Source organism: Nitrosomonas communis (assembly GCF_900114745.1).
Taxonomy (GTDB): domain Bacteria; phylum Pseudomonadota; class Gammaproteobacteria; order Burkholderiales; family Nitrosomonadaceae; genus Nitrosomonas; species Nitrosomonas communis_A.
The window spans coordinates 34322-59306 of sequence record NZ_FOUB01000018.1 but is presented as its reverse complement, the minus strand read 5'-3'; the positions used below and the strand labels follow the sequence as shown (position 1 = coordinate 59306).

The window sequence follows — 24985 nt, the reverse complement described above, 5'->3', positions numbered from 1 at the left end:
AGCCACGAATTGATTCTTGCTCTACAGGATATTCATTTGATTTCTTCACAGCTTATTTTCAGTTAGCGTCAGTGAAGATTATTGGCTGGCTTGCTTGGGAGGAGGGGAGGCTGGCTGGCTAGAATGCCGCTGGTGTTTTATGCCAGCGACGGAACAAAATTTACATTTGACTTTGTAGCCAGTTCTGAATACCAACCTTTTGCATGACATCCAATTGTGTTTCCAGCCAATCGATATGTGCTTCTGTATCCTCAAGAATATGCTCAAGAATTTCCCTCGAAACAAAATCCTGAGCTGTTTCACAGGCAGCAATTGCAGCAAGCAGCGATTCACGTGAAGTATTTTCCAGAGTAAGATCACATGTCACGCATTCTTGGGGCGATTCACCAATCAAAAGCTTCTCCAGATCCTGTAAATTGGGCAATCCATCTAGAAACAAGATACGCTCAATAAGTTTGTCAGCGTGTTTCATTTCCTCAATGGATTCGTTGTATTCATGCTCGTTGAGTTGATTAAGCCCCCAGTTTTTGTACATCCGGGCATGGAGAAAATACTGATTGATTGCAGTTAATTCAAGCAATAGTTGACGATTTAACCTACTAATAATGTCTGCATTCCCTTTCATAGTTGTCTCCTTTAACGGTTGACTCGTAAGATCGAGTAGGTTTAGGTAACAAGGGGTTGGTCCGGAGTTTTTCGTACTAATGCTTGATCGAGCACTCTTTTTACATGGCAGGCACAGATTCCACACTGCTCGGTAATTCCCAAACTGGCTTTAAGATCACGCATCCGTTCAGCACCTTGATGAACAGCTTCGCGAATTGCATGATCAGTAACTCCCTTGCAGACACAAATATACATGAAATACGCCTTTTGTCGATTGATTTGAAAGTAGTTTGCTTGTACAAATAGGAAGCAAATAATATCATTAATGAGAATGATTCGTAATTATATTTGTTTTTGTAGAAAATGCAAACTGATCCTATTGCCATGTATATTGATGTTTATTCTACCGATTCTGGATTTGTGCTTCCTGCGCCATTTAAAATACGCAGTACAAGATCAGATGTAGAAATACCGGGTGTATAGTCAATTTCTTTAATCATATCGGGGGGGAGCGTCGCGCATAATTTATATTTTTCTATGCGTTCTTTCTCAGAAGCACAAGCGAATGTATAAATTGCAAAGCCATGTTTCTCCATAAACTCTGGCGATGTATGAACAGGGCTCTCAGTTATAACGGCGTCAACGTATTTGCAAGCAGAGACGACTACAGTACGTTCAGCTTGAGTCATAACGGGGAGTTTTCCTTTATTCTCAAGAACCCGCGTATCTGAAACAACACAAACCGTTAAATGGGTACCCAGTGCACGTGCTTCCCGTAAGAAATTGACGTGACCTTCGTGAAACAAATCGGCCACCATCCGTGTATAAACACGCTTCTGGGGTCGATTCCTAGGCCAGGATGGAATATCCTGACTTAAATAGGATATTGCTCTTTCTAGCCATTGGCGACTACGCAAAACGGTTGCATCATCAGGATCTTTCAGAGCTATTTGGTGAGCATACGACCATGCTTTGACCAGATCGCCGGATAGCCAACGCTGGGTGAGGCGATAGTAAGCATAACATCGCACCAACAAAGTAAATTTTTCCAGATTTAAGGCAGATATCACTGTATCCCAATAGGGATTGGGGGTACGCCAATCACCATAGAAGGCGGTTAAAATTTTCTCGGGAGGTTGTGGGAACCATACATCTCCATACTCTGTGCTGCGTTTGATTAAATCGAACTCAGGAAAGACGGAAACCCGTTGATATTCTTCCGGATAATCTGGCAAAGAAAAGCCTCCTACGATTTTGTGATCACTCCTGTGCTGTAGGCCACATAGATCAAGGGTTATTCCAATTTCTGAATGCACATAATCACGGTAATTGTTGTAGTTGAAACCCATTGATACCCTGGACCATCCCATTTTCTCAAGAGCCTTGCAGCATGCTTCCCAGGATTCAATCCATACCGCAATGTCCAGATCCTTATCAAACTCTAGTAGATGACCATTACGAACTAAACCGAGCAAAGTGCCAGCAAAAGGAAATGCGGGTATGCCTTGTGAAGCCAATTCTGCACAGGTTGCCCATAACAACTGTTCAGCCTTACCAGAGGTAAAAATATTTTCTGTACCGGCTTGTTCTTCCGCTTGTTTTTTTTTGGCCGGAGCTTTTCCCGATTTGGCGAGTAACGTTAAATGATGAATTGTGCTGGTAAAGTGAGCATGAGCCGCTGTCAAATCCAATAATAGAAAGCTTGCTATTCCCATAATCTGCGCCCAGCGTGCTTTCTGGAAATCACCTTGTACATGGTCATAAATACTAGCGGCATAGGCTGGAACCTCTTTTGTTCGTTCAGATCGCATCGCCATCGAGCACCATAATTTGGCAACATCAGGTGATAATGGATGCTCATGTTTTAATGGCTCTAGAATTTTGGTTGCCTCATTTAGATTGCCGGTAACAATAAGCTCCTGCGCGCGCTGTAAGGCGCTCTTAAGTTTCTCAGTCATAGTCATTAATAATTAGCACGATTTAATTCACATTATTCTTGTATTCTACTGATTATTTGTTAATATTGAGAATTAAACTCATTATTATTTGAATGATTAAATAATAATGTTTTAGGAAATTTCTTTAATGTACAAGGAGATAACATAATGGCTGTGAGTACTCAACCTCGTCCCAATCTCAGCAATTCTGGGAATATTTTTGAGATAATCGATGGCATCCAATTTCTCGGTTTCGGTTCGGGTGGATTTAACGAAAATGATTTGCTGATTATTGGTGATGAAACGGATAACGTCCTTGAAGGCGGATCCGGTCATGACGAAATAGAAGGAGAGGCTGGAAACGATACATTAACAGGTGGAGATGGTAACGATACATTGGATGGCGATGCTGGCAATGATGACCTGGATGGTGGGTTAGGAACCGATAAGCTCTTTGGTGGCGCAGGTGATGATATTCTTCGTGCTGGCCATGGTCGTGATCAGTTGACGGGGGGGAGTGAGAACGATACGTTTGGTTTTTATGCATTGGGGCATTTTCGGGTAACCGATTTTACTATTGGCCAAGATCGCTTATTTTTTGATTCTGAGAAGATTGGAATTAATAGTCTCGAACAGCTCGCTCCCTTAATAACAAATATTAACCAAAGAGCGGATGGAGTTAAGGTGGAATTCGGATCAGAAGCATCGATCGACCTTATTGGTATCAATTTAAACGATATTACGGCAGATATGATTGTCTTTACAGTTTGAGGTATTTTCTTCAATCACCAAGCGCATTCATTTTGTAGCGAGATGTTTTTATATTGAGAATTATTTAATCTACGAGAATTGCTGCTGTCTACGCGGCAACCTAATTAATTTTTTATCAGGTGTAAAAAAAATACCCCAGAGCAGCAAGAATGCTGCTCTGGGGCTCATCTGGCTTTAACAATATAGTTGTACGGGGTGATTTTCTGTTGCAACTGCATAAACTTCAGTCGAATTTGCTCAAACCTAGTATATTATTTGCCACACGGTATTTAGCCCAGCGCATACCGACTAACATAATTCGCCATGAGCTATATGTGCTAGGATCAGAAACAGTACTAGCTGGCGTATATGTACGCCACCCAATACTTGCGTTAGTCTACTTAGTCAAACAATTATTTCAGTCCAAATAAAATACTAAAAAGTACTGTTTGTCATATAGCCTGAATAGTTATCAGCCTCTCTCTAGCGGACGCAAAGGGTAACGGTACAAATTGGATTTATGTAACTCTATTATATAACTCTATCTGGAAGCGCTTGTTTATCAGCTTTTATATCCTGTTGCTATCTCCACAGCTGGGCGTTTTATTCGAATAAAGGAGGTATTAGAACAACCAATAAACGCTCTGCCATGCGACAAATTGTCGCAACCCGATACCCTTCCAGTAATTATATAAATAAACTTTGCTCAGATTACATTCATTTTCAAGCAGTTCTGTAAGTACAATAGATTTCAAAGGCACGTTTGAAATAATAACTGCGACAATTTGTCGCATTGTTATTTATTTGAGCAGACCAGATAATGTTTGTGACTATTCCTCTTTCCTTTGCAAAAAGATGATTAGTCACCGGTACTCTAGTTTCATTTTCAATTAATAAATTAACCCGGTAGCTGGGATGAGTCTTTTGGACTGCTTCTTGATTAAATCATAAACGTATAAAAAATGAGTAAAAAGGGCAATATGAAAAAAAGAAAGCTTAAAATATTAACGCTGACTTTGGTTACGACTATGCTGGTAAGTGTGGGGCAAAGTGTGCTGGCACATACAAGGTTAGATATACCGACTATGACTGAAGGCACTCGTGCCATTAATCACTTGCTAGGTCATACCTGTGGCGAAAATAATGCCATTGGAACGTCAGTTGTTTTTCCTGATGGGATTGATTCAACTATTCTGGTGAATGGCCAACCCCATAGTGGTCCAATAACAGATTTTTTGACAAATTACGGAAATAACGCTCAACTCATTTTTAATCGTGCTGTATTTGATCATATGGACGAAAAAACAGACCCGAATGGCAATGTGGTTGGATTCTGGGCAGGTGGGGGACCAGGTGTGCCACACAATCTCACCATGGCCACACAGTTTAGATTGACTGCACCTAGTATTGAGCCGGCATCTTGTGCCAATAGTGTAAAAGTCTATGTGTCTATTGCGACTATTTGCAAGATTACAGGTGTAGATCAATTTGGTGTGGAGGGAGTTGTTGATTTATGGACGCATAATAATCTGGGAACGCCGTTTGATCGTGTGAGTGCGGAAGATGATGGTCCCGCTCCATTAACAATTAATCGTGATTTAACGAAGAATCCGCTACCTAGCTCATGCAGTGCGGGTGTCGATGTCGAGGTGAAGCCGTCAGCTGCCCAGATCAACCGTGATATGCCGATTAAGTTCGAAGGTCAGCAAGTTTGGCCTCAATAGCGTTATACTAGACATGTGCAAACGAGATCGTGAATCTCGTTTGCATCAATAAAGATAGATGATTTTTTTAGTCAGTTAAAACGGGTATGCTTGCGAGCCATTGCTAAAAAATTGTGAAAAATGAAGTTGATTCGATAATGCTCTTACCCATATGTTTTTAATGATTAAATTAATTGAATATTTGAAAGAAGAGTAAGAAAGAGGAAAAGAAAACATGGCAAAGAACCATTTATTTCTGCAAAAAGTATTGATGGTGGTAAGTTTGACCTTAATTGCTGGTTATACTGCAACGATCAGTGCACATGGTGGGGGTGCGACGCTTGATCCTGCTGGCAACAAGGCAACGTTTACAGCGTTGGCGCGCGTGACCTGCCTTGATGATGGCAATGGGCCGCCTGATCATCTTGTTGCTCGTATTCGCGATAACTCTCCTGCCACACCTGGCATGTTTGTCAGCCTCCAGCTGCATAAAGGCAGCAAAGCAATCAGTATTACCGATACCACACCGGGTGATGCCGAATTCAGCCCATTTGTAACATTGCAAGGAGGTAACGGAACGTATTTTATGATGGCGGACAAAACGATTGCCGGTGTTCGGGATTTTGAAGTTGAATGGCATTGCAACACTGCTACAGGCGTGCATACCGGTACAGATATTGTGGTGGATCAGTTCGAATAATCTCAATTTTGATGATGATCATAAATTTTTACTAAAATGACCAAGCAAACGAGTTTATTATTTTCAGCCAGCCTGATATTGTGCCTTTCTATGGTAACGCCTGTCAGGGCGCACCTGGAAGGAAATACGCCGCCGCCGCATTGTCAGTTGATTTCTTTGGATGGAAAATCTGCTGAAGATTGGGAGGCAATGAAAGGTGAAGTGATTTATGTTGATTTCTGGGCTTCCTGGTGTCCTCCGTGTGTGAAATCGTTTCCCTTCATGAGCCAATTAATGCATGAATTTAAAGACAAAGGTCTGAAGGTGATCGGCATTAATCTGGACGAAAATCTTGAAGATGCTAAGGAATTTCTTGCCAAGCGTCCTGTTAATTTCTCTATTATGGTCGATACCAGTAAACGCTGCGCTCAAGACTTCAAAGTGATGGCCATGCCGTCCACTTATATCATTGACAAAAGAGGTTTGGTCCGACATATTCATCGTGGTTTCCGGACTGGGGAAACTGAAGAGTTGCGTGGTTTGATTGAGGAATTGCTGCAAGAAGAACTATAGAGCTAGTTGATATTCATAGTAACGGTATAAAAATTTTTAGCTTGACTTCATTGATGAAAGTCACTCATTTTGTTGTCATTTTCGCTATTTTACTCAGCGTATCGGGATTATCAGGCTGTGTCCATGTAGCGGCCTGGGAGCGTGGTAATCTTGCCAAACCGGAAATGGCGCTGGAGCCTAACCCATTACAAAGCGCTATTCAGGCGCACGTTTATGGTAGTCGTGAAGCTGCTGCCAGCATTAATTCTTCGGGGGGAGGCGGCGGCTGTGGCTGTTTCTAAGCCATATCATGAAAATAGGTTTGAACGATCCACTCTTAGCTGGCTCAACTCAATATTCAGCCGAGGAACTTGAATCTAGCGATTTAAAAGCCAATTCAGCTTCTCCTTCCAGTAAAACAGCGCTGCAAGCATTGACTTCTGCCGCGCTTGTTTTGCCGGGTTTGTTACTGTCTTCTGCACACGGTGCAAATCCCAGTAGTGACAACGTCAGTTTCCAATATATCCGCTATGAAGAAGGTAAACGCAATCTTTACAATGTACATAGCAACCTGAAGCCTATTACGGTTGATGTAATCCATGGAAGTGGCAATTTTACCTTCTATGATCGAGTTAAGTTTTCCTTTAACTATACTCAGGATACGTGGTCGGGTGCGACGCCTGTTACAACAGCGCCTTTAGTGGCGAATGGAAATCGGCCGATTCTGCAAAACTCACCCAATGGAGTGGTTACCGTTGGGGCCTCTCCTTTCGTCAATACCCAGGTTTTGCTGGATCATAATTTAAATCCACTTAGACTCACACCCGATGCTGGACAAGTTGTTGATTCACGTAATGTACTGGTTCTGTCTTCCGCATCGCCTGAAACACGTAATCAGGCAAATTTTAAACTGGGTTATGAATGGAATGAGGCGGCGCTTAATGTGGGAGGGGGATTTTCATTAGAAAGGGATTATAAATCCAGTTATGGCAATATCAGCGGTCGTCTCGATTTCAATCAGAAGTTAACCAGCTTGAAATATGGAGCAGCTTATACCAGCAGTGAAACATCCGCCATTCTCGACCCAGATCTTGTGCCTTATTTAACTACGACCGCTTATGCCAATCAAATCGAACGGCGCAGTGGCTCGGATATATTACAAGGCGATCGACAGGATTGGACAGCTAATTTAGGCTTGACTCAGGTCCTTGGTAAGAACTCGCTGATTGATACCAACATCGGTTATACCCATAGTAGTGGGTTTATGGAAAATCCGTATAAAGTAATGACGGTTATTTTTGTTAACCCAAATGCCATCAGTCCTGATCCCAATGTCCCCATAATGGGTGATGCGCGTGCCTTATTGGAGCAGCGACCCAATATCCGCAATCAACTGGCGTTAGGTAGTAAATTCGTGCAGCATATTAGCCCATTGGATGCTGCTCTTCATCTGAATTACCAATTCTCATTCGATGATTGGGGAATCCATGCGCATACTTTTGAAGCGGATTGGGTGCAACCACTGGGTTATGGTTTGACTGTTACGCCTCGAATTCGCTATTACTCACAAGATTCAGCTGATTTTTATAACCCTTTTCTCATTTCTACTCAGGCATTTCGTAGCCCTGCTATCGATGCATCGGGGCGGCAAATCTGGGTTAATTCGGATAATCCCAATCAACAATTTTTTCGTAATGGCAATGGTAACTTTTTCGATGTGAATGGCAATCCAATTGATGCAACTGAACTTAATTTACAACCTCAGTTGGTTTCATTTGATGCTGCCAAGCTACCTAAAAGCTTTTCTAGTGATCACCGATTGTCTGGTTTTGGTTCATTGAGCGGCGGCTTTGTAGTTAATAAGAAATTTGCCAAAGGAGTCGAATTAGAAGCAGCCTTTGAATATTACACGCGGGCCAGCGCGCTTAAACTAGGTGGAAATGGTCATAGCAGTTTTGCTGATTTTGATTTTTACGTTGCCAATGCTGCAATAAAAGTTGATATGGATGCCATTAACTCCCGGGTGAATAAAAAAAACCAGCATAACCATGCGGATAATGGCCATGGCCAACAGCATGTACATGGGATAGATCATGTCCCGGCAAGTATTATGTTTGGACACATGCTGGGTAATCCAGGTGAATTGATGGTGGGATACCGCTTCATGTATTCACGTCAAACAGGCGATATGTTGCATGGAACACACCATGCCAGCGATCAGGCGATTGTCAATCAAGGTTGTAGCGACCTCGCATTGTGCCGCTTTGCCCCGAAAGATATGAGCATGAGAATGCACATGCTCGATATTATGTATGCACCCACCCGCTGGTTGAATCTAATGATCATGCCGCAATTCGTGGATATGGACATGAATTTACGTGAGCTTACCGGGCGCCCACCACCCACGCCGGGTGTCCACGAGCATACTGGCATTGGTGGGCATACAACCGGCGGTGTCGGTGACACCATTCTGATGTCACTTTACAAGTTGCTAAATTTACCTGGGCATGGTCTACATGTGGGCTTAGGTGTCAGTGCACCAACCGGAAAAGTAGACTTGGAACTTCGGCGTATGTTTCAGGCCGATGGAGGGCTTATTCACTTTGACATGCAGCTAGGAAGCGGCACGTGGGATTTCATGCCTAATGTGACGTATACTGGGAAAAGCAATCGCTGGTACTGGGGAACCCAGCTTTATGGCGTCAAGCGAATGGAAAGCAGTAACGAATCGGGCTATCGACTCGGTGATATTTTTCAAGCCTCTACCTGGGGAGGGTATCATTTGACTCATTGGCTGGGGGCATCAGTGCGAGGCGTTTATACCTACCGCGATAGAATACACGGAGATTTCAACCAGTTTAATGCGCGTATTGGGCCGATGGATTTCCCTGAGAATCAAGGAGGACATTACTGGGATATAGGCATCGGTGTAAACGCTTCGGTACCGAGTGGCAAGTTTGCTGGCAATCACTTTGCTTTCGAATGGGTGCAACCACTGCATCAGGATGTGAATGGTTTTCAGCTTGAGCGTAAGGGCGGGTTATCAGCTACTTGGCATTATAGCTTTTAGGGTGCCCTTTAGTGTATTTTGGATTTAATTATTCGCTTCTTGAGGTAGCTGGTTGGAAAACCAGCAGATTGTAAAGCGCAGCTAAATCCATTTCCAAATCAAATATAACACGAAGGCGAGCCGTAGCAACTAAACTATAATATTTTCTCGCACTCAGCCAAACATTATTCAATGATCGCAGTGAGTTTATAAGTAATTTACTGCAAGAAATTTCTATCTTAGTTAAGATTCCAGAAAATTTGTCGTTAAAAAGTGACAAAGTAAATAATTTATTATTTACTCATTTTAATTTATTTGAAAGAACCTGGATGCGTATAACTCGTCTCATTGGTTATAGAAATGAAAATAAAGGTTCTAGAATTGTCTGAATGACTACCTGAGTATTCCCTTTTTAATGAAACTGTACCGTTTTCCGTTTAAAGCGATGGGCACGCCTTGTGAAATACAGATTTATGCTGTAACCGAGACTAAAGCTGGGCGTGCTATGGATGCAGCAATTTCTGATATTCATCGATTAGAATCGATTTATTCCCGTTATCGTGAAAGTAGCTTTTTGTCTGAGATTAATCGGATCGCAGCGGAAGGAGGAAGTATTATTGTCGATAACGAAACAGCCGGCTTGTTGGATTACGCAGACACCTGTTATCGGGAGAGTGATGAGCTTTTTGACATTACCTCGGGTATTTTGCGCCGTGCCTGGGATTTTAAATCAAATCAGTTACCGGATGAAGCGGTTATTCAAGCCTTGCTGGATAAAATTGGCTGGCATAAATTGAGGTGGGCCTCGCCTGTGCTTGAATTCCCGCTTGCTGGCATGGAGATTGACCTGGGTGGTGTCGTTAAAGAATACGCAGTAGATCGTGCTGCTACGATATGTTGGGATAGGGGCATTCATCATGGCATGATCAATTTGGGAGGAGATATCAAAATTATTGGCCCGCATGCGGACGGCAGTCCCTGGCGAGTCGGGATATGTCACCCGCGTCGTCCCGATACGTTATTACAAACGCTAGAGCTATATTCAGGTGCAGTTGCCAGCAGTGGGGATTATGAGCGCTGTATTACCATAAATGGCATCCGTTATGGTCATGTGCTCAACCCAAAGACAGGCTGGCCTGTAAACCGAATGGCTGCAGTAAGTGTAGTAGGTGATTTTTGTGTTATTGCGGGCAGCGCTTCAACGATCGGGATGCTAAAAGAGCAGCAAGGCAAAGATTGGCTTGCTGAGCTTGGTTTACCTCATTTGTGGGTAGATGTTGATGGGCAAGTGGGAGGTTCGCTCACGGAAGAATGCTGATTGATCAAAGAGATGATTCCATTTCTCAATCAAATTTGACTCTGCCAGCTCTCCTTGCCGTATCATTCCATTTCTAAATCAAAACTGACTTTGTCGGCTTCACCTTGTCGTATTATTTAACCTGCCTGCGGCTCGCCTTGGCGTCATGTTTGATCTGAAAATGGAATTAGAATCTAGAAAGGCATTTTAGTAGATGAAGCACAAGGAACCATACGCAGTGATTCTTTCGCAAAAATACTTGGGAAATATTCTAAAATTTGTAGCCGCGATGCAGCGCTACCACACCAGCAGCCAAATTAAAATATTCTACCCGTTCAAATCCAACTTGCTGCATGAGTTGTTTCAACTCATCCTGCGATGGATGCATACGAATCGATTCGGCAAGATAACGATAACTTCCTTCATCCCGAGCAATTAATTTACCCATGAGAGGGAGCACTTTGAAAGAATAAGTATCATAAAAAGGTTGGAGTGGCTTCCATACTTTTGAGAATTCCAGCACAGTAAGTGATCCGCCTGGACAAAGCACACGCAGCATTTCTTTGAGTGCAATATCTTTGTGAGTCATGTTTCTCAGGCCAAAGGCGACATTGACATGATCAAAGAAATTATCAGGGAATGGTAGTTTTTCAGCATCACATTGGGCTACTGGAACGGCTATTCCTTCATTCAGCATGCGATCCCGCCCGATTGCCAGCATGGAATTATTAATATCAGTTAACCAAACCTGGCCTGTTTCACCAACTTGATCAACGAACAATGCCGTCAAATCTGCAGTGCCACCGGCGATATCAAGAATCCGATCTCCCGCTTTTGCACCACTGGTTTCGACAGCAAATCGTTTCCACAGTCGATGCAAACCGAGTGACATGACATCATTCATCAGATTGTAGCGTGCAGCTACCGAGTCAAAAACATCCGCAACTTTGTGTGCTTTCTCAGCTTCTGAAACGGTTTTGAAACCAAAATGGGTAGTTTTTGTCATTTCAAATGATTAGTTGAGTATTAAGAAAATAAGTGCAATATATAGGCTATGAGTTAGACATATCCTTCATATTATTTTCACGGTTGATACCAGCATCAATTAGCCGTTGCAAGTAATGTTGCCACATTGCATCTTGATTCAATCCATAATTATAAAGTAAATCCCATGAATAAAGTCCCGTATTGTGGCCATCAGAAAAATTTAACTGGATGGCGTAATTGCCGACTGGCTCAATATGCGTGATGGACACATCCTGTTTGCCAGTTTGCAGAACTTCTTGTCCAGGCTCGTGGCCTCGTACTTCCGCTGACGGAGAATAGACGCGAAGAAACTCACAGGGTAATCGAAAAGTCTTACCATCGCTGAAGGAAATTTCCAGTATCCTGGATTTCTGATGAAATTTTATTTCAGTGGGAATTGGAGTATGTTTACTAAGGCCTGCCATAGATGTTTTTTAAAATTGAGATTATTAATAAATAGCAGCTAGGATGATTGTCACAAAAATGCAATATTGCCGATATATTATCTCAGAAATTTCTAAAGAATTTTTTTTGAATGGAGTCACGAGTATAATGCCTGCAACAATACTGATCGTGGAAGATGAGCCCGCAATCCAGGAGCTGATTTCATACCACTTACGCACTGCAGGGTATGGCGTTTTGTGCGCTAAAAGTGCAGAAGAGGCAAAGGATATGGTTAACGATGCGTTGCCGGATTTGGTGCTACTGGATTGGATGCTACCCAATATGAGCGGCATTGAGCTTGCTCGCATGCTGCGGCGAGAAGCACGCACCAAGATGATTCCTATTATCATGTTAACGGCCAGAGTGGAGGAAAGTGACAAGATAACCGGATTGGAAATTGGTGCAGATGATTATATTATTAAGCCTTTCTCACCGCGTGAACTTGTTGCGCGCATCAAGGCCGTGCTACGCCGACGCCTACCGGAAGTGTCAGATGAAGTGGTTGAAGTAGGCGGGTTAAGATTAGATCCAGCCTCGCATCGAGTCATCGCTAATGATCTGGAAGATGGCGCAAAGTCAGCAGAAATTGCCTTGGGACCGACTGAATTTCGTCTATTGCACTTTCTGATGACGCATACCGAACGCGTGCATACCCGGGAGCAGTTACTTGATCGTATATGGGGAGACCATGTCTTTGTGGAAGATCGTACAGTGGATGTTCATATACGAAGGCTGCGTAGAGCGCTCGAAGAAGCAGGCAAAGATGAATTGGTGCAAACTGTGAGGGGAGCAGGTTACCGTTTTTCTACCCGCTGTGAAGTTGGCGCTGAATAAAAGTTGGGCTGCATTGATTTTGAGTATTATCCTTTGGTATTCTTATTAATAATCACTATCTTTTTCTATGCCTATCTGCTTTTTCGCGCATAATACGTAGCAAACTAATCTTTTCAAAGGCAGTTAAATGGGAAGATGTTAATTCCATTTCCAAATCAAACATACCGAGAAGGCGAGCCGCAGACAGGTTAAATAATACGGCAAGGTGAAGCCGACAAAGTCAGTTTTGAATTTAGAAATGGAATAATTTCTGGAATATCCAAAATTCTTACCTCCGGGCTATTGAAGTGTTTGATTTCTGGCGACGCTTTGCTGCTATTATTTTGCTGATAGTGGTTACAGCTGTAATATGGATGGTGGTAGATGCTGTGACAGCATTGGCTTTATTCAGCTTGGTATTATTAGGATTAACGATATACCATACCTATTGCTTGGCTTTACTTGATCTATGGTTTCAACGTTTTAATCATACCGGGTTTGATCCCTCCACCATACCGAATGTACCTAAAAGTTTTGGTGCGTGGGGGGATGTGTTCATTCGTCTAACGCGCTTTATCCGACGTTATTACCGAAGCCGACAAAGTCTGAGCAAAGCGCTGGAGCGTTTGCAGCGCGCTACTTCAGCAATGCCGGAAGGTATCGTTATCTTAGATGAAGCGGATCGGATTGAATGGTGTAATCCCTCTGCTGAGCAGCATCTGGGATTGGATCTGAGGCTTGATATTGGGCAGCATGTGACTCATCTGGTGCGGCAGATGCAGTTTGTAGCGTATTTGACTTCCGGCGATTACAGCAAGCCACTGATTATCAAGCAATCACGATATGAGGAGTTGGTGCTTTTACTTCAGCTAGTGCCTTATGGAGACATGGAAAAGCTGCTGATCAGTCGAGATATTACACGCTTTGAGAAAATGGAAATCATGCGTCGTGATTTCATCGCGAATGTTTCACATGAGTTGCGCACACCCTTGACGATCATAGGCGGGTTTCTAGAAACATTGCTAGATGAAGAGATTAAAGACAGCGAGATGGAAAGGCGCGCGTTGATTCTAATGAATGATCAGGCAAAACGCATGCAACATCTGGTAGAGGATTTACTGACCTTATCCAAACTCGAGAATGCACAGAATATCTTGCATGAGGAAGAGATTAACATTGCTGAATTGCTGCAAAGCTTGTATCAAGAAGCACAATCGCTCAGTGCGGGACGCCACCACATTAATTTGAATCTGGTAAGTGATGCTCACTTGCTGGGAAGTATGAACGAGTTACGGAGCGCCTTCAGTAATTTGATCAGTAATGCCGTTCGTTATACACCCGATGGCGGTAATATTTCATTAAACTGGGCAGAAGAGCAGGGTCAAGGCTTATTTTATGTGCAGGATAGTGGTATCGGTATCGGACCTGAGCATATCCCTCGCCTGACAGAGCGGTTTTATCGAGTTGATCGGAGCCGTTCCCGTGAAACCGGGGGAACAGGATTAGGGCTTGCTATCGTCAAGCATGTGTTAGGTCGTCATCAGGCTCGCATGGAAATTATCAGTGAAATAGAAAAAGGAAGTATTTTCAAAGTCTGGTTCCCAGCAAAACGATTGATAAAAAATAAGGTAAGCAACATTACCATCCATGATACTCATGCTATGCCTTCAAATAAAACGATTCCACCGCTACTTTAGTCCTTCTTATTCCATTTCCAAATCAAAAATGACGCGAAGACGAGCCGCAGACAGTATCAATATTACGGCAAGGCGAAGCCGACAAAGTCAGTTTTGATTTAGAAATGGAATTAAGATAGCTTTCTCAAGCTTCCTTCCTCAGTAGCCGTAAGCAGCCTTAAGCAAGGCAAGTAGCCGTCAAAGACAATGCCATGTACTTCTACACGTTTTTGTGAACGGAGTATACTGACCAGATAATGTACGATGCTGTTGGTAATGGTTTGTCCTGGTACCAGCACGGGGATGCCGGGCGGGTAAGGTGTGATTTGATCGGCAGATACTCTTCCTTCCAAATGCTTATTGACTTTCTCTTCTTCGTCCAATAGGGGTACTAATTCACCCTCGCAGTAAAATGCATCACGCGGCAAATATCTCAACTCAGTAAAATGAGGGATTTCAGGTGTCTGATAAAGGCGCCGAGGAGCCCGGCCTTCGCGTGCAATGCGCATCAGGGCATCATATAGACGCGAGACTTTGCTGCGAGTAGTACCGATGGTGAGCAACAGGGTAAGCGTATTAAAAGTGGATTTCTCCACTTGAATATTGTAGTGCTCGAATAATTCGCGGATCAGCTCTTCCACAGTAAAGCCGCAGCGTGAAATATCCACCGTTACCTTAGTGGGATCAAGCTGAATATTGTCATGCTTGACTTCATCAGGCAGGAGTTCGGGCAGTTCCAGTACTTGAAATACACCTGTAGAATTGATTTGTGGACGGAGTTCTCTGGCAAGCTCCAGTGTGCGCGAAAGCAGTTTGTATCCTTCCAGCGTGGCCTGCTTGCGGGCTACATCCAGGCTTGCAATCATGCTGTATTGCGGGCTAGTGGAGGTATGCATGTTGAAATTTTCACGGAAAAGATGCTCGTTGAAATCGGGATCATTGACATGAATCATGCTAGATTGGGAAAAAGCAGACAATACTTTGTGTGTGCTTTGGGTGGCATAGTCAGCGCCTGCTTCCAGAGCAGTGGGGCGAAAAGCGGGATGAAAGCGGGCAAAGCCATACCAGGCTTCATCAATAATAACTTTGATCCCCTTTGCATGCGCAGCTTCAATGATCGGGGAGAGATCATAGCGTAGACCATCATAGGTGCAACTGGTTAATATCAATGCTTCTGCATCAGCATGTTGTTCAAGGGCATTGAATAGGGTTTGTTTGGGTACCGGCCCATAAATACTGAATTTCTTATTGACCGATGAGTCAAGATAAACCGGATGAGCCCCTGATAGCACCACGCCATGATGTACCGATTTGTGACAGTTTCGGTCCAGCAGTAATTTTTCACCTGGGGCGAGTAAGGTCTGAAAAATAACCTTGTTGGCGGTAGAAGTGCCATTAGTAGCGAAAAAGGTACGGCGTGCGCCGAATGCTTTAGCTGCAATTTTTTGCGCTTCCGCGATGACTCCCGCGGGTTCCATTAACGAATCAAGCATGGGAACGGAGACCGACAGATCAGCCCGGAAAATATGCTCACCGATAAATTCATAAAAATCGCTTATCCACGGGCTATCGCGCAGTGAATCACCAGAAGAGTGCCCCGGTGTATGCCAAGCATCCTTTGCCATCAGGACATAACTCTTGAGTTGATCATAGAAAGGGGTGCGCGCCTTTTCTTGCAGCTGAGCATTAAGGATGCGATACATACCGCGATAATCACGTTCTTCTCGATAGAAATAACCATCTACCGTTTCTGAGAAGAGGGCATCAACGACTTCATCCTGCTGTTCTTGTGCAATCAGAATATAAATATTTAATTCAGGACGAAAACGAGAAATTTTTTGGACGAGTTCTAATGCCGTCATTTGCAGATTACGTGCACCTTTCCGTTCACTTTGCAGAGTATAGAGCTTATCGTCGACCACCAATGCCTGAATATCGCCATCTTCTTCAATTGCCTGCAACGCCTCGCGTGCAGTCGTAACGCCAGTAAAAGTGATCCCCAAAGAATTTTCCATTGACTTGGCTGCGTCGTTCAATCCTTTGATGAATCCCTTCAGGATCAGTTTTTCATCATTGATAAGCAGAATACGGCTGATTGGTTTTTTCATGAGATATACGTCATCAAAATGAATGCTAGAGGTGACAGCTGAGAACTCTCACCATTCAATTAGAAATTATTATCTTGGTTAACAAAAGCTTAAAGTCATCAACTATTTTGTTGTGACGTTCTTTATGCACAAAATTTTTGTTATAAATTTTATTTAGGAGTTTAAACTTAATCTAATCTAAATCAACAATTCGACCATTATTGGACAATTTTCTCCTATGGCTGAAATTTTTGATGATAAGGAATAAAAATTGTATGCAGATGCATTATTGTTAGCTTGCTTCTTACTCCTTAGCATTATTACGTTGTAAAGCTGAATAATCTTATTCTATTTCTAAATCAAAACTGACTTTGTCGGCTTCACCTTGCCATATTATTGATGCTGTCTGCGGCGTCATTTTTGATTTGGAAAGGCAATTAGTCCCTAGCTTTTGCCCTATTTGAGGTGCTATGTTCATGCGTAACGCTTCATGAATCTTCACTGGAAGGAGTAGGAGTGGAATATTCATCACGTTCAACCAATTCTGGCGCAAGTAAAGAAGGTGAAACGTCGCATAGACAGGCAATCTCAAACGCTGCCCCCTCAATAACACTACCCAAAGGCGGCGGCGCCATTCGTGGTATAGGTGAAAAATTTACTGCCAATCCGGTTACAGGCACAGGTTCAATAAGCTTACCGATTGCCACCAGCTCAGGGCGGTCCGGTTTTGGTCCGCAGCTTTCATTGTCATATGACTCAGGTGCCGGCAATGGCACCTTTGGCTTTGGTTGGAGCCTTTCGATTCCCTCTATCACTCGCAAGACCGACAAAGGCTTGCCCAAATATCAAGAGGCTGAAGAATCCGATGAGTTTATACTATTCGGCTCAGAAGATTTGGTCCCGCTGCTGAAGGAGGATGGTTCACGTTGGAGTGATATACGAAATATTGAGGGTACATCCTATCGTCTCTACCGCTACCGGCCTCGTACCGAAGGATTATTTGCTCGTATCGAGCGATGGACCAATACTGAAACCGGTGAGATTCATTGGCGTTCTCTCTCCAAGGACAACATCCTAACGCTTTATGGTAAAGATGCTGCTGCACGCATCTCGGATCCCAAGAATTCTACCCATATCTTTTCCTGGTTGATCTGCGAAATCTGTGATGACAAGGGCAATGTAGTTCTCTATGAATACAAATCGGAAAATGGCGATGGCGTCGACTTGGGCTACGTGCATGAGCGCAATCGCGGTGCACGTGATGATACTCATCGTGCGGTCAATCGCTATCTAAAGCATATCAAATATGGCAACCGAAAAACTGCGCTAGATGATAACGGGCATCGCCCTTCTTTTCTGAGGGACACACAATTGGATTGGATGTTTGAGGTTGTGTTCGATTATGGTGAGCACGATGTCAATGCACCGCAGCCAAATGATTCAGGTCAATGGAATTTCCGTCTTGACCCATTTTCCACCTACCGTGCAGGTTTTGAAGTACGTACCACTCGCTTATGTCAGCGTGTGCTCATGTTCCATCACTTCCCGGAAGAGGAAGGGGTAGGAGAAAATTGCCTGGTACGTTCTACTGACTTTAACTACTCTCATGAGCAAGATCCAATCAGTGCTCGCAATCCTGTTTATACTTTTTTAAAGCAAGTGACCCAAGCTGGCTACAAACGTAATGGCAATACCTATCTAAAACGCAGCCTGCCACCTCTCGAATTCGAGTACACCCAACCCATCGTCCAGGATATAGTCGAGGAAGTCGATCCTGTTAGCCTGGAAAATTTGCCCATCGGTGTAGATGGTGCAAGCTATCAATGGACTGATCTGCATGGGGAGGGTATTCCTGGTATCCTGACCGAGCAAGGAGCTGCTTGGTATTACAAACGTAATCTGAGCCCCAGGAATTTCAATTTGACAAGCAAGCAGCCAGTCGAATTTGCGCCGATTGAGCATGTCATGACCAAACCCAATCTAGCTCTGGCTGGTGGTGCGCAGTTTATGGATTTAGCAGGGGATGGCCAGCCAGACCTGGTGATGTTAGATAACACCATACCCGGTTTGTACGAGCATGATGAAGAGGAAGGCTGGCAATCCTTTCGCCCATTTAAGTCACTGCCAAATCATGAGATGCGCAGTCCAAACCTCAAATTTATTGATCTGGATGGGGATGGTCATGCCGACGTGCTGATTACAGAAGATGAAGCTTTTATCTGGCATGCCTCACTGGCAGAAAACGGCTTTGGCCCGGCACAAAGAATGGCTCAATCCCTGGATGAAGAGAAAGGCCCTCGCTTGATATTCGCTGATGCTACGCAATCCATCTATCTGGCTGATTTAAGCGGTGATGGCCTTACTGATTTAGTACGTATCCGAAATGGTGAGATCTGCTACTGGCCCAACCTTGGCTATGGTCGTTTCGGTGCCAAGATAGCTATGGATCATCCCCCTTTTTTCGACAATCCAACTGAATTCGAGCACGAACGCATTCGACTGGCTGATATTGATGGCACTGGCACCACCGATGTAATTTATCTACACCGCGAGGGTATACGCCTGTATTTCAACCAATCAGGTAATAGCTGGAGTGAGCCGGTGTATTTAAACGTTTTTTCTCGTGTAGATGATTTGGTCAATATCGCTCCTACTGATTTGCTCGGAAATGGTACTGCTTGTCTGGTGTGGTCATCGCCATTACAAAGGGATATGCAACGGCCCATGCGTTATGTGAACTTGATGGGGGAGCATAAACCGCATTTGCTCATCAAGACCATCAATAATCTAGGTGCCGAAACTCGGGTGAAATACCTCCCTTCCACCTATTTTTATTTAAAAGACAAACAGGAAGGAAAGCCCTGGGTCACCCGTTTGCCGTTCCCAGTACATGTGGTTGAACGAGTCGAGACATTCGATCATATCAGCAATAACTATTTCGTCACGCGCTATGCTTATCACCACGGTTACTTCGATGGCGAGGAACGAGAGTTCCGTGGCTTCGGCATGGTGGAACAGTTTGACACTGAACAATTCAGCTCCTTTGCCCCGATAGGAGGTGAGGAAGCAGCCAGTAATATCGACGAAACCTCTCATGTGGCGCCTGTTCATACCAAAACCTGGTTTCATACCGGGATTTATCTTGGTCGCGGTCATGTCACCAATTTTTTCGCCGGACTGTTGAATGAAAGGGACGTTGGTGAGTATTACCGCGAGCCAGGGCTGAGTGATATTCAAGCGAGGCAGCTTTTGCTTGAAGATACCGTGCTGCCTGAAGATTTAACGGTCGAGGAAGAGCGCGAAGCCTGTCGCGCGCTGAAAGGTGCTATGCTGCGTCAGGAGGTATATGCGCTGGATGGCACGGATAAAGCAAAGCATCCCTATAATGTTGTCGAGCAGAACTTTACCGTCCGGCTTTTGCAGCCGCGTGACAAAAACCGCCATGCGGTCTTCTTCACCCACACCCGAGAAGCTGTCAGCTATCACTATGAACGTAACCCGAGTGATCCGCGTATTTCCCATGTGCTGACGCTCGAGGTAGATGGCTTCGGTAATGTGCTGAAATCGGCGGCTATTGGTTACGGCCGCCGCCAACCGGACCCGACTTTGTCGGTAGAAGCCCAGACTAAGCAGACTGAAATTCACGTCACCTACAGAGAAAATAATGTAACTAATGCCATTGAGGATGCCGACGTTTATCGTAGCCCGCTGCCCAGTGAGTCGCGCTGCTTTGAGCTGACTGGACTGCACCTACCCATGGGACAGAACCGTTTTACCGTAACAGAGATGCTAACTGCTGGCGCTGGTGCTGTGCCTATTGATTATGAGCAGAACCCGGCTGCGAGTATATTGCAGAAGCGGTGGATCGAGCAGGTGCGCACATACTACCGGCCAGATGACCTCGGAGCAGTCCAGAACAATAACCCCCTTATATTTTTACCGTTGGGCAAGATGGAATCGCAGGCCTTACCGGGCGAAAGTTATCAGCTTACTTTCACGCCAGGCCTTTTAAATAACGTCTATAAGCGCAACGGCCAGAGTTTGCTTCCGGCCAATCCCGCAGATGTGCTGGAAGGTGGAGGCGCTGAGCGCGGCGGTTATGTCGATCTGGATAAAAATGACCATTGGTGGCTGCCATCCGGTCGGGTGTTTTTCTCGCCAAATATAACTGACAATGCAGCAGCAGAGTTGACCCATGCCCGGAGTCACTTTTTCTTACCGCATCGTTACCGCAATCCGTTCCATACTGACGTACATAACACCGAGACCGTTGTCATCTACGATGATCACAAGCTACTCACGGTAGAGACACGTGATGCGCTCAGCAACACAATTCGCGCACAGAACGACTATCGCATACTAGCAGCTCGGTTAATGACCGACCCAAATGGGAACCGCTCCGAAGTGGCCTTCGACATCTTCGGCATGGTGGTCGCCACTGCTGTGAAGGGCAAGATCGGGCAAACCCTCGGCGATCTGCTGGAAGATTTCGATCCCGATCCGCCGCTCGTGGCGTTGCAAGCCTTCGTCGCTGACCCGCACGGCCAGGCAGACTCCCTGCTGGGCAAAGCCACTACCCGCATCGTTTATGATCTCGACCGCTATTTACGCAGTGGCCAACCCCCTTTCATAGCGACGCTGGCGCGGGAGACGCACTTCTTCGATCCTGGTGGCCCAGAGACGAAAATCCAGGTCGGCTTTTCCTACTCCGACGGCTTCGGCCGGGAGATCCAGAAAAAGATGCAGGCTGAGCGCGGCGACGCACCACAGCGCGGCCCCGACGTGATGCTTTCCTCTGGCGATGTGCAGCAGGGTGCGCTGGTGCGCGATGCTAACGGCAAACCTGTGCAAGTCGATACGCCACAGCGCTGGGTCGGTAGCGGGCGTACCGTGTTCAACAACAAAGGCAAGCCCGTCAGGCAGTACGAACCCTTCTTCAGCTCGACCCCTCTTTATGAACAAGAGAGGGAGATGACGGACACCGGCGTCAGTCCCATCCTGTTCTACGATCCGGTCGAACGGGTCGTGGCCACGCTGCATCCCAATCACACCTGGGAAAAGGTGATAGTCGACTCGTGGCAGCAGGAAACCTGGGACATCAACGACACCGTGCTGATCGCCGATCCTAAGACGGATGCCAATGCCGGCGATTTCTTCCGTCGACTGCCGGCTGTGGATTACTTGCCTACTTGGTATCAAGAACGAATAAGCAGACCACCGGCAGATCCTGAGCGGCAGGCTGCCGAGAAAGCAGCCATGCATGCTGGAACACCTGCCATCGCTCACACAGATTCGCTCGGCCGTACTTTTCTAACCATTGCGCACAACCGCTTCGAGCGTAACGGCGCGCTCATTGAGGAGCATTATGCCACCCGCGTGGTGCTCGACATCGAAGGCAACCAGCGTGAGGTGATCGATGCCAAAGATCGTATCGTCATGCGCTACGACTACGACATGCTGAGCAACCGCATCCACCAAGTCAGCATGGAGGCGGGCGAGCGCTGGATGCTGAACGATGTCGCTGGCAATCCGCTCTACGCTTGGAATAGCCGCAACCACCAGTTCCGTACAGCTTACGATCCATTGCGTCGATCTATCGAAACCTCTTTCCGCGAAGACACAGGACCAGAGTTTCTTATTGAACGCACGGTTTATGGTGAAACCCGCCCCAATCCCGAGGCGAACAATCTGCGCGGTAAGATGGTTCAACTCTTTGATCAGGCCGGCGTTGCCACCACTGATGAGTACGACTTCAAGAGCAATCTTTTACGAAGCCAACGCCAATTGGCCGAGTTTGTCGACCCGCAAGGCACTCGAATTCCGGCCTACAAGACCACTGTAGATTGGTCCGACAGCATTCAGCAGTTGGAAACCGATATCTATATCAGCCGCACTCGCTACGATGCCCTTAACCGGGCGACAGAACAGACCGCGCCGGACTTGAGCGTCTATCATCCCACATTCAACGAAGCCAATCTGTTGGAGAAGGTGGACATCCACCTGCACGGCGCGGCGGTGGCTATGCCTTTCGTGCGCAACATCGACTACAACGCTAGGGGCCAGCGCGTGCTCATCGAGTACGGCAATCAGGTTAAGACCGAGTATGAATATGACGTCTTGACCTTCCGTCTGATCCGCCTCAAGACTACGCGGTTGAGCGACCAGACGCGGCTGCAGGACCTGAACTATACCTATGACCCCGCAGGTAACATCACGCAGATTGAGGACGCCGCTCAGCAGACGATCTATTTCAACAATCAGGTGGTGACGCCCAGCAATGACTATAGCTACGACGCGGTTTATCGCCTGATCCAGGCAAAGGGGCGCGAGCATATCGGCCAGTCTTCCCAGCCGCAGACCACCTGGGATGATCAATTTCGAGTGCATTTGCCGCACCCAGGCGATGGGCAGGCCATGCGCCGCTATAGCGAAACGTACTATTACGATGCGGTTGGCAATTTCGAGCAACTGATTCATCAGGCGGCGAATAGCAATTGGATCCGCAGTTATGCTTATAACGAAGACAGTCTGATTGAACCTGCCAAGAAAAGCAACCGTCTGAGCAGTACCACTGCCCACCCAAACGGCAACCAACCGATTCCTGAGCCGCATAGTCACGACGCTCACGGTAACATGACCACCATGCGGCACCTCAGCTTAATGCAGTGGGACTTCAAGGATCAGCTGCGGGCGACCGCGCGGCAGGTCGTGAACGAGGGCACGCCGGAGACCACCTACTATGTATACGACGCAGCCGGACAGCGCGTGCGCAAAGTGACCGAACGTCAAGCCGCTGCCGGTCAAACCTCGACACGCAAGAAAGAGCGCATCTATTTGGGAGGCTTTGAGATTTACCGTGAATATGAGAACGATGGTAACACGGTGGAATTGAAGCGAGAGGCGCTGCACATCATGGACGATAAGCAACGCATCGCGTTGGTAGAAATCCGGACCCAGGGCAACGATGGTTCACCGGCCAAATTAGTCCGTTATCAATTCGGAAATCACCTCGGTTCCGCTACCTTGGAATTGGATGAGGAGGCGCAGATCCTCTCTTACGAGGAATATTACCCTTACGGCAGCACGTCATACCAGGCGGACCGAAGCGCCACGGAGGTAAGCCTGAAGCGGTATCGGTATACGGGAAAGGAGCGGGATGAAGAAAGCGGGCTCAACTATCATGGGGCACGTTACTACGCGCCATGGATTGGCACGTGGCTGTCTACCGATCCGGCTGGCATTCTGGACCACATCAATATGTACGTGCTCAGCCGAAATAATCCGATCAACTTCATGGATCGAAATGGACGAAATTCGAATAAGGTGAGCGAGGCAGAAAGCGCGCTGATCGATGAGCGTACAAAGCTGAAAGATTTAGTGGAGAACAGGTTGCCAGAAACGCTCAGCTCACAGCGGCAGCTTGAAGTGGAACTCAAAAGCACCGAAGCGAGCATCAAGCAGCTTGAGTCGGATATCAAGGGACTCAACCCCAAAGAGGCTGGATTCGCGGCTCAAAAGCAGAAGCTCGAAGCGGAGTTGTTGAGGAAACGGGTCCACTACGGGTTGACTCGATCGGATCTGGAGATTGCAGGAGAACGTGTGCGGCAGGTTAAGGCAGACATCAAGAAATCGCAAAGCACTGTAAAAAACCTGGCACGCCGTGTCACGAAGCTGGGAGGCGATCCAAATGTGGAGCGTGGCGATGTCAGGTACGGCAAGGCGGATCAGGCAAGCTTGGCCGAAACAGAAGTAGACGATTTGGAACGAAAAATCGATGAGCTCGAAGGTAAGAAAACCAGCACACCTGCTGGGGACAAAGGTACCGGTGGTGGCGGGGGGACAAAAAAGAAAAGTGGGCCGGCCAGACGCTGGAGGGGATATGGCGGTAAAGCACTGCAAGGAGCGAAGTTCCTCGGCAAGGCGGCAGTGGTCGTCGGGGCTGTCGTGTCAGGTGCTACGATTGTGTGGCATCTCGCTCACGGTGATATCGATGCGGCAGCCATTGAAGCGGCAGATTTTTTTACGTTCGGTGGGGTATCGTATGCCAAAGAAAAAATAGAAGAAGGCATGAAGAAGATTGACGAAGGAATAAAGGCTTATCAGAGCATAAGAGAATTTCAAGAGTATGGTCCAGGACCGGTTGAGTACAGAAAGCAGTTGGACCCTCTCGAGCGATTGGAGAGGAAACGGTACCGTCAAGAGAGGATTCTCAAAGGAGATATTTTTGTACCTTAGCCCGCGAAGGTTAGGGTGACAAAGAACCCCAACATTTTGCGGCACTGGGATCACTTTCGGGCGTTGCTATCGGGATTAATCGTTGGGGTTCACCACCAAGCGGGACGGGGTATATACCCCGACCCGAACGT

16 protein-coding genes are annotated in these 24985 nt (G+C 46.0%); 10 read left to right on the top strand and 6 right to left on the bottom strand.

The features are described from left to right. Nucleotides 1–160: 160 nt before the first annotated feature. From bfr to BM122_RS08910, 3 genes are all read right to left on the bottom strand, one after another. Nucleotides 161–625: a bacterioferritin gene (gene bfr, locus BM122_RS08920; protein ID WP_074905244.1), complete on the bottom strand. Its 465-nt coding sequence runs from the start codon at nucleotides 623–625 to the stop codon at nucleotides 161–163. 41 nt (nucleotides 626–666) lie between these two features. Further along, a complete protein-coding gene (locus BM122_RS08915) occupies nucleotides 667–861 on the bottom strand; it encodes a (2Fe-2S)-binding protein (RefSeq protein ID WP_074905243.1) in 195 nt (64 codons plus the stop codon). 143 nt (nucleotides 862–1004) lie between these two features. Further along, nucleotides 1005–2564: an adenylyltransferase/cytidyltransferase family protein gene (locus BM122_RS08910; protein ID WP_074905242.1), complete on the bottom strand. Its 1560-nt coding sequence runs from the start codon at nucleotides 2562–2564 to the stop codon at nucleotides 1005–1007. Nucleotides 2565–2711: 147 nt separating this feature from the next. Between BM122_RS08910 and BM122_RS08905 the strand changes: the two genes are divergently transcribed. The 7 genes from BM122_RS08905 (at nucleotide 2712) to BM122_RS08870 (ending at nucleotide 10594) form a co-directional block, all read left to right on the top strand. Beyond that, on the top strand, nucleotides 2712–3314 hold the full coding sequence (locus BM122_RS08905; RefSeq protein ID WP_074905241.1) for a calcium-binding protein: 603 nt from the start codon (nucleotides 2712–2714) through the stop codon (nucleotides 3312–3314). 959 nt (nucleotides 3315–4273) lie between these two features. Further along, nucleotides 4274–5017, top strand: coding sequence for a hypothetical protein (locus BM122_RS08895; protein WP_074905239.1), 744 nt, complete (start codon nucleotides 4274–4276; stop codon nucleotides 5015–5017). 214 nt (nucleotides 5018–5231) lie between these two features. After that, nucleotides 5232–5696 carry a hypothetical protein gene (locus BM122_RS08890; protein WP_074905238.1) on the top strand — a complete coding sequence of 155 codons (465 nt, stop codon included), beginning with the start codon at nucleotides 5232–5234 and terminating at the stop codon, nucleotides 5694–5696. A gap of 36 nt (nucleotides 5697–5732) precedes the next feature. After that, nucleotides 5733–6248, top strand: coding sequence for a TlpA disulfide reductase family protein (locus tag BM122_RS08885; RefSeq protein WP_074905237.1), 516 nt, complete (start codon nucleotides 5733–5735; stop codon nucleotides 6246–6248). 53 nt (nucleotides 6249–6301) lie between these two features. Continuing rightward, a complete protein-coding gene (locus BM122_RS08880) occupies nucleotides 6302–6529 on the top strand; it encodes a DUF4266 domain-containing protein (RefSeq protein WP_074905236.1) in 228 nt (75 codons plus the stop codon). Between the two features lie 20 nt (nucleotides 6530–6549). Further along, complete coding sequence (locus BM122_RS08875; protein ID WP_074905255.1) at nucleotides 6550–9297, top strand: DUF3570 domain-containing protein; 2748 nt, start codon at nucleotides 6550–6552, stop codon at nucleotides 9295–9297. Between the two features lie 394 nt (nucleotides 9298–9691). Beyond that, nucleotides 9692–10594 carry an FAD:protein FMN transferase gene (locus BM122_RS08870; RefSeq protein WP_074905235.1) on the top strand — a complete coding sequence of 301 codons (903 nt, stop codon included), beginning with the start codon at nucleotides 9692–9694 and terminating at the stop codon, nucleotides 10592–10594. A gap of 250 nt (nucleotides 10595–10844) precedes the next feature. On the opposite strand, the gene ubiE is transcribed toward BM122_RS08870, so the two are convergent. Together ubiE and BM122_RS08860 are read right to left on the bottom strand one after the other, a co-directional pair. Beyond that, nucleotides 10845–11579 carry a bifunctional demethylmenaquinone methyltransferase/2-methoxy-6-polyprenyl-1,4-benzoquinol methylase UbiE gene (ubiE, locus tag BM122_RS08865; RefSeq protein ID WP_074905234.1) on the bottom strand — a complete coding sequence of 245 codons (735 nt, stop codon included), beginning with the start codon at nucleotides 11577–11579 and terminating at the stop codon, nucleotides 10845–10847. 46 nt (nucleotides 11580–11625) lie between these two features. Then, complete coding sequence (locus BM122_RS08860; RefSeq protein ID WP_074905233.1) at nucleotides 11626–12024, bottom strand: gamma-butyrobetaine hydroxylase family protein; 399 nt, start codon at nucleotides 12022–12024, stop codon at nucleotides 11626–11628. Between the two features lie 127 nt (nucleotides 12025–12151). Here BM122_RS08860 and phoB point away from each other — a divergent pair, with 127 nt between their 5' ends. Together phoB and phoR are read left to right on the top strand one after the other, a co-directional pair. Then, nucleotides 12152–12877, top strand: a complete 726-nt coding sequence (gene phoB / locus BM122_RS08855; protein ID WP_074905254.1) for a phosphate regulon transcriptional regulator PhoB — start codon at nucleotides 12152–12154, stop codon at nucleotides 12875–12877. A 287-nt stretch (nucleotides 12878–13164) separates the two neighbouring features. Beyond that, nucleotides 13165–14553 carry a phosphate regulon sensor histidine kinase PhoR gene (gene phoR / locus BM122_RS08850; protein WP_074905232.1) on the top strand — a complete coding sequence of 463 codons (1389 nt, stop codon included), beginning with the start codon at nucleotides 13165–13167 and terminating at the stop codon, nucleotides 14551–14553. Between the two features lie 110 nt (nucleotides 14554–14663). On the opposite strand, the gene BM122_RS08845 is transcribed toward phoR, so the two are convergent. Further along, complete coding sequence (locus tag BM122_RS08845) at nucleotides 14664–16640, bottom strand: aminotransferase class I/II-fold pyridoxal phosphate-dependent enzyme (protein ID WP_074905231.1); 1977 nt, start codon at nucleotides 16638–16640, stop codon at nucleotides 14664–14666. Between the two features lie 495 nt (nucleotides 16641–17135). Between BM122_RS08845 and BM122_RS08840 the strand changes: the two genes are divergently transcribed. Continuing rightward, on the top strand, nucleotides 17136–24854 hold the full coding sequence (locus BM122_RS08840; protein ID WP_074905230.1) for a SpvB/TcaC N-terminal domain-containing protein: 7719 nt from the start codon (nucleotides 17136–17138) through the stop codon (nucleotides 24852–24854). Nucleotides 24855–24985: the final 131 nt, after the last annotated feature.